At 40.5% G+C, this 6,003-nt stretch carries 5 protein-coding genes and 1 pseudogene; all 6 read left to right on the top strand.

Annotation, left to right across the window (positions count from 1 at the left end; all coding sequences use genetic code 11):
- Window positions 1–78 precede the first annotated feature (78 nt).
- Window positions 79–474, top strand: coding sequence for a hypothetical protein (locus L950_RS23850; protein ID WP_021189339.1), 396 nt, complete (start codon window positions 79–81; stop codon window positions 472–474).
- 165 nt (window positions 475–639) lie between these two features.
- Window positions 640–1,458, top strand: a complete 819-nt coding sequence (locus tag L950_RS23845) for an efflux RND transporter periplasmic adaptor subunit (protein WP_231577841.1) — start codon at window positions 640–642, stop codon at window positions 1,456–1,458.
- A gap of 8 nt (window positions 1,459–1,466) precedes the next feature.
- The gene (locus L950_RS34560) at window positions 1,467–1,682 is read left to right on the top strand and encodes a hypothetical protein (protein WP_231577840.1); all 216 of its coding nucleotides are present in this window, start codon (window positions 1,467–1,469) and stop codon (window positions 1,680–1,682) included.
- A gap of 65 nt (window positions 1,683–1,747) precedes the next feature.
- Window positions 1,748–4,911: pseudogene (locus L950_RS36915) on the top strand (efflux RND transporter permease subunit).
- Window positions 4,904–5,557, top strand: coding sequence for a TolC family protein (locus tag L950_RS34550; protein ID WP_021189338.1), 654 nt, complete (start codon window positions 4,904–4,906; stop codon window positions 5,555–5,557). Before L950_RS36915 ends, L950_RS34550 begins: the two are co-directional and overlap by 8 nt.
- A 193-nt stretch (window positions 5,558–5,750) precedes the next feature.
- Window positions 5,751–6,003: TolC family protein (locus L950_RS34545; protein WP_231577839.1), on the top strand; the 253-nt coding region annotated here is incomplete at its 3' end.

Below are 6,003 nucleotides of genomic sequence, written 5' to 3'. Positions count from 1 at the left end.
TTTTTTACAAAAAGCTGACAGTTAAAAAGTGTTAATATGGTGTAACATGTCGTTCTTGATACTACTTTTACCGCAAATATGAGAGCGCTGTATTTACTGGTCCTGATCTTCAATTTATTCCTATTACAGGGAGATGGAATTGTTTTGACCAACAGTCATTTTCATACTAGCACAGGGTCTGCTTCTTCCTTCCTAGGCAAGTCTCCTGAAACAAAAATAAAAAGTTCACATATCCATTCCATCTTCAGTAAAGCGTTAAATGAACGCACATATGAAATGACAGAAGATGATGTCGAGGATGAACTTGTTTTTGAATCACATACGATTACTGTTTTCAAAAACATTGCTTTGCTCAGTTATGCACTGGCACTGATTTTTGTTCTTAAAAATTTAAAGAACCTCCTATCGGTTTTTAAGACACAGCATTTTACTTCTACAAACAAATACATTTTACAGCGCGTCCTTCGCCTGTGATATCTCCCACTCTTCAGCATTAAAAAAATAGCTTAAATAGGCATCATAGCATGGTATATTTTCCAATCGCTATCTGTACTGTTGTTTAGCATTGTGTTCTGAAGAGCCTCTTCCGTCCTGGAATATTACCCAATTTATTACAATATATTAATAACTATTTCATCCATGAAAAGAATTAGCACAGGCATGCTTATAGGTCTGTATGCCTTATTGGTCCTAACAAGCTGTTCCCAAAAAAAAGAAGAAAAGATTGAGAACGTCCAGTATCAAGTAACCAATCCAATATTAATTGATACCACCCTCTCTAAAAACTATGTCTCCCAGATTCAATCGATCCGTAATATCGAGATCCGAGGTCTCGAAAAAGGATACTTACAACAGATTTATGTCGATGAAGGCCAGACTGTACAAGCGGGTCAGCTTTTATTTAAAATAATGCCTAAATTCTACGAAGCTGAGTATCTCAAAACGCAGGCACAAGTTAAAGCGGAAGAAATAGAACTTGAAAATACGAAAGCATTAGCAGATAAGAACATCGTTTCTAAAAATGAATTGGCGTTGGCACAAGCGAAAGTTGATCAGGCCAAAGCAGAAATGTCATTGGCAAAACTTCATGTAACGGCAACCGAGATTCGGGCTCCTTTCGCAGGAACCATCAACCGGATTCCCTTGAAACTTGGTAGTTTGGTCGATGAAGGTGAACTTCTTACCAGTTTATCCGACAACAGTCAGGTGTATGCTTATTTTAATGTATCGGAATCTGAATACCTCGACTACCAGACGAATACGGAAAATAGAGCCAACAATGAAGTGAATTTACTTCTTGCAAACAATCAGTTACTGAAATACAAAGGAAAAGTAGAAACCATAGAGAGTGAATTTAATAATGAAACAGGAAGTATTGCTTTTAGGGCACGCTTTCCTAATCCAGATAAACTTCTTAGAAATGGCGAGACAGGGCGTGTACAAATGCTTGTACGCTGAAACATGCCTTGATAATCCCACAAAAAGCTACTTATGAGATTCAGGATAAAACCTATGTTTTTGTCATTGACAAAAATGGAGTTGTTAAATCTAGAAACATCACCATTAGCAATGACCTTCCTGATCTGTATGTTATCTCTTCGGGACTGGCACCCACAGATAAAATATTGATCGATGGCGTTCAAAAGGTTAAAGATGACGATAAGATAAATTCGAATTTGTAGCGCCGCAGGAGGTTATGTCCCATTTGCAAATACACGCTCAATAATTCACCCCTAAAAAATTAACGATGTTTAATAAATTCATTCATAGACCAGTTCTGTCCATCGTCATTTCCTTGATTATTGTCTTTCTTGGAATATTGTCAATGCTCAAACTGCCCATCACGCAATTTCCATCCATCTCTCCACCTAAAGTAAACATAACGGCGGAGTATCCCGGAGCGAATGGCGAGCTGATGGTAAAATCGGTATTGATCCCCCTAGAGCGTGCGATCAATGGTGTACCCGGCATGAAATACATTACCTCAGATGCAGGTAATGACGGAGAGGCTTCTATTCAGGTTATTTTCAACCTGGGAACAGATCCCAATCTCGCTGCGGTCAATGTACAAAATAGGGTTTCCTCTGTTATCAATAAATTACCGCCTTTAGTCGTTCGCGAAGGTGTCAAAATAACCCGTGAAGAGTCTAACATGCTCGTATACGTCAATTTATTCAGTAAGGACCCCAAAGCCGATCAAAACTTCCTCTTCAACTACGGTGATATCAATATCCTATCCGAGCTGAAACGCATTGATGGTGTTGGAGTTGCCGACATTCTAGGTAACAGAGAATATGCCATGCGTATCTGGTTAAAACCAGATCGCATGCTGGCTTACAAAATATCTGCTGATGAAGTACTAAAAGCACTTGATGAACAAAGTTTGGAAGCCTCTCCTGGTAAAACGGGCGAAAGCTCTGGAAAGAGATCACAAGCATTTGAATATGTACTCAAATATCCAGGACGTTTCAATACCAAAGAGGGGTATGAAAACATCATCCTGAAATCAAATCCTAGCGGTGAAGTACTGCGTGTAAAAGATGTTGCTGATGTCGAATTTGGAAGCTCGATGTATGATATCTATTCTACGCTAAATGGTAGACCTTCCGCAGCTATTGTTATTAAACAGTCTTATGGAAGTAATGCGAGTGATGTTATTAAAAACATAAAAAGCAAATTAGCAGAAATAAAAGAAACGAGCTTTCCAAAAGGCATGGATTACGAGATCAGTTATGATGTTTCCAAATTTCTTGATGCATCTATTGAAAAGGTTATCCATACCCTTCTAGAAGCCTTCGTCTTAGTTGGTATCGTGGTATTTCTCTTTCTAGGAGATTGGAGGTCTACCCTTATTCCTGCTATGGCAGTTCCAGTTTCTTTGATCGGTACATTTGCGTTTATGTCTATATTTGGAATTACCCTCAATCTTATTACCCTATTTGCACTGGTCATGGCTATTGGGGTTGTGGTCGATGATGCCATTGTCGTCATTGAGCTGTACACGCCAAGATGGAGGAAAAAATCTGTCACCTCTCAAAGCGACGGAAGAAGCGATGCATGAGATAAGCGGGGCTATCGTAGCGATCACACTGGTTATGGCGGCAGTATTTATTCCAGTAGCATTCATGTCAGGACCTGTTGGTATCTTTTACAAGCAGTTCTCCATTACCATGGCCACAGCCATTATTTTATCTGGTGTGGTTGCGCTAACACTTACACCTGCGCTTTGCGCCATGATCCTAAAAAATGAACATGGACATCCAAAGAAAAAAACGCCATTAAATAGGTTCTTGACAAGCTTCAATAATCTTTTCACAAAAGGAGCTAATCGTTACCAAGATCTACTTCGTAAAATTGTTAATAAAAGACTGGTCACATTCGTACTCTTGGCAGCATTTTGTTCTGCGATCTTCTTTTTAAACAATAGCCTACCTTCTGGCTTCATTCCAAATGAAGATCAAGGCATGTTTTATGCCATTATTCAAACTCCTCCGGGGTCTACTCTAGAACGTACCAATCAAATTGCCGAAAAACTTCAGGCAATAGGTATGGGGATTGAAGGTGTAAAATCGATTTCTTCTCTGGCGGGTTATGAAATTCTAACTGAAGGTACCGGAGCTAATACTGGAACCTGTCTGATCAACTTAAAGAGTTGGGAAGACCGTAAAAACTCTGTTCAGGACGTGATGCACGAACTCGAAGAAAAGTCAAAAGATATTACCGGAGCTACAATTGAATTTTTTGGACCTCCGGCAGTACCCGGATACGGTGCCGCAGGTGGATTTGAATTGCGCCTTTTGGATAAAGCAGGTTCTGGTGACTTCAAAAAATGGAAACTGTAAGTAAAGATCTTGTAAAAGAATTGAGTAAACGCCCCGAACTGGCATCTGTCTTTACCTTTTACAGCGCTAGTTTCCCTCAGTTTATGTTGCATATCGACAACGAAAAAGCCGAACAAAAAGGAGTTACGATCGACAACGCGATGAGTACACTATCCACATTGGTAGGAAGTAATTACGAAACCAGTTTTATCAAATATGATCGGCAGTACAAGGTCATGGTACAGGCATTGCCGCAATATCGCGCACAGCCGGATGATATCCTGAAACTGTATGTGAAAAATAATCGGGATGAGATGGTTCCATATGCGGCATTTATGACATTGGAAAAAGTATATGGTCTTTCCGAAATTACAAGACACAACATGTACAACTCTTCAGAGATCAGCGGTTCTGCGGCCCCTGGATATAGCAGTGGTGAGGCGATTAAGGCTGTTACTGAAGTAGCCAAAGCATCCCTTCCAAGAGGATACGGTATTGAATGGGCAGGGATTTCAAAAGATGAAGTTTCCCGCGGAAACGAAGCGGTCTATATCTTTCTGATCTGTCTTACTTTCGTTTACATGATCTTAGCAGCGCAGTACGAAAGCTTTGTCTTGCCACTTGCAGTTGTACTTTCTTTACCTGCAGGTATTTTGGCGCATACTTCTTACTGAAAGTATTAGGTCTTGAAAACAACATTTATGCGCAGGTAGCCATGGTTATGCTCATTGGTTTGCTCGGTAAGAATGCGGTACTGATCATTGAATTTGCGGTACAAAAGCACAATGCCGGCAGTTCGGTTCTTGCTGCGGCAATCGAGGGAGCTGGGGTGCGATTCCGTCCGATCTTGATGACATCCTTTGCATTTATTGCGGGTCTTATTCCGCTGGTATTTGCTACAGGACCTGGAGCTATTGGAAATAAAACCATAGGAAGTGCTGCCGCCGGCGGTATGCTCATAGGAACCGTATTTGGTCTACTCATCATACCCGGACTATACTATATTTTCGGAAAAATTGCATCGAAAAGTAAATTAACGTCTTACGAAGACGAGAATCCATTATCAGAAGAAATCGATCACAATGTATAATATTAAGATAAGAAAGTGGATCGGAATAGCCGTTTTGTGCTTTATAGTCGCAAGCTGTAAAGTACCCGCTATTCCAATTGTAAAAGAGAACAAGGTACTTCCTGTAGCGTTTAATGACTCGACAGCTTCATCTCAAGACAGTTCAAACATGATTGTCACGCCATGGCGTGACTTCTTTTCAGATCATTACCTGAGCAGTCTGATTGATACAGCTTTGAAAAACAATCAGGAGCTTATGATCACTTTGCAAGAGATAGAAATTGCGAAGAGCGAAGTTAGGTTTAAACAAGGACAATTACTTCCTACTGTTGAAGCGAGAATCGGAAGCGGTGTGGAAAAAGTTGGACGCTATACAAGTCAGGGTGCAGGGGATGCGAGTACTGATATCGCACCCGGAAAGAAATTCCCTGATCCGCTCATGAATTATGAAGCTGCTCTTACCGGAAACTGGGAAATAGACATCTGGGGTAAATTGCACGATCAAAAAAAGGCCGCAATAGCCCGCTACCTCTCCACGATGGAAGGGAAAAACTTTGTTTTGACAAATTTAGTTGCTGAAGTGGCCAACAGCTACTACGAGTTACTTGCTTTAGATAACCAACTCGACGTCGTACAAGAAACTATCAAGCTCCAAAAAGTGCATTAGAGGTTATCCAAGCACAAAAAGAGGCCGCAAGATCAACCGAACTTGCAGTTCAGAAATTCAAAGCTGAAATGCTCAATTCACAAAGCTTAGCGTACGAGATCAAGCAGGATATTCAGGAAACTGAAAATAGGGTTAATCTTTTATTGGGACGATTTGCGCAAAGATCCCACGGGATAAGAACAGCTTTCTAACGATGATATCACCCGCGGTTCATAGTGGTATTCCTTCCCAGTTATTAGCCAATAGAGCAGATATCAGAAAAGCAGAATTGGATCTAGCGGCCGCAAAATTGGATGTTAAAGTTGCCCGTGCAGAATTCTATCCCTCTTTTAACATTTCTGCAACTTTAGGTTTAGAGGCCTTCAAACCCTCTTATTTTGTAAAAATGCCGGAGTCTATGTTATATTCGCTTGCTGGAGAACTTGCCATGCCTTTGATCAATAAAA

This window comes from Sphingobacterium sp. IITKGP-BTPF85, assembly GCF_001006065.1.
Taxonomy (GTDB): Bacteria; Bacteroidota; Bacteroidia; order Sphingobacteriales; family Sphingobacteriaceae; genus Sphingobacterium; species Sphingobacterium anhuiense.
Note: the sequence above shows the minus strand (reverse complement) of the source record. Positions and strands in the feature narration are given on the sequence as shown.

Bases quoted from the DNA above. Each gene is read 5' to 3' on its own strand.
- L950_RS23850 (WP_021189339.1), top strand. From the start codon at position 79: ATGAGAGCGCTGTATTTACTGGTCCTGATCTTCAATTTATTCCTATTA.
- L950_RS23845 (WP_231577841.1), top strand. From the start codon at position 640: ATGAAAAGAATTAGCACAGGCATGCTTATAGGTCTGTATGCCTTATTG.
- L950_RS34550 (WP_021189338.1), top strand. From the start codon at position 4,904: ATGTATAATATTAAGATAAGAAAGTGGATCGGAATAGCCGTTTTGTGC.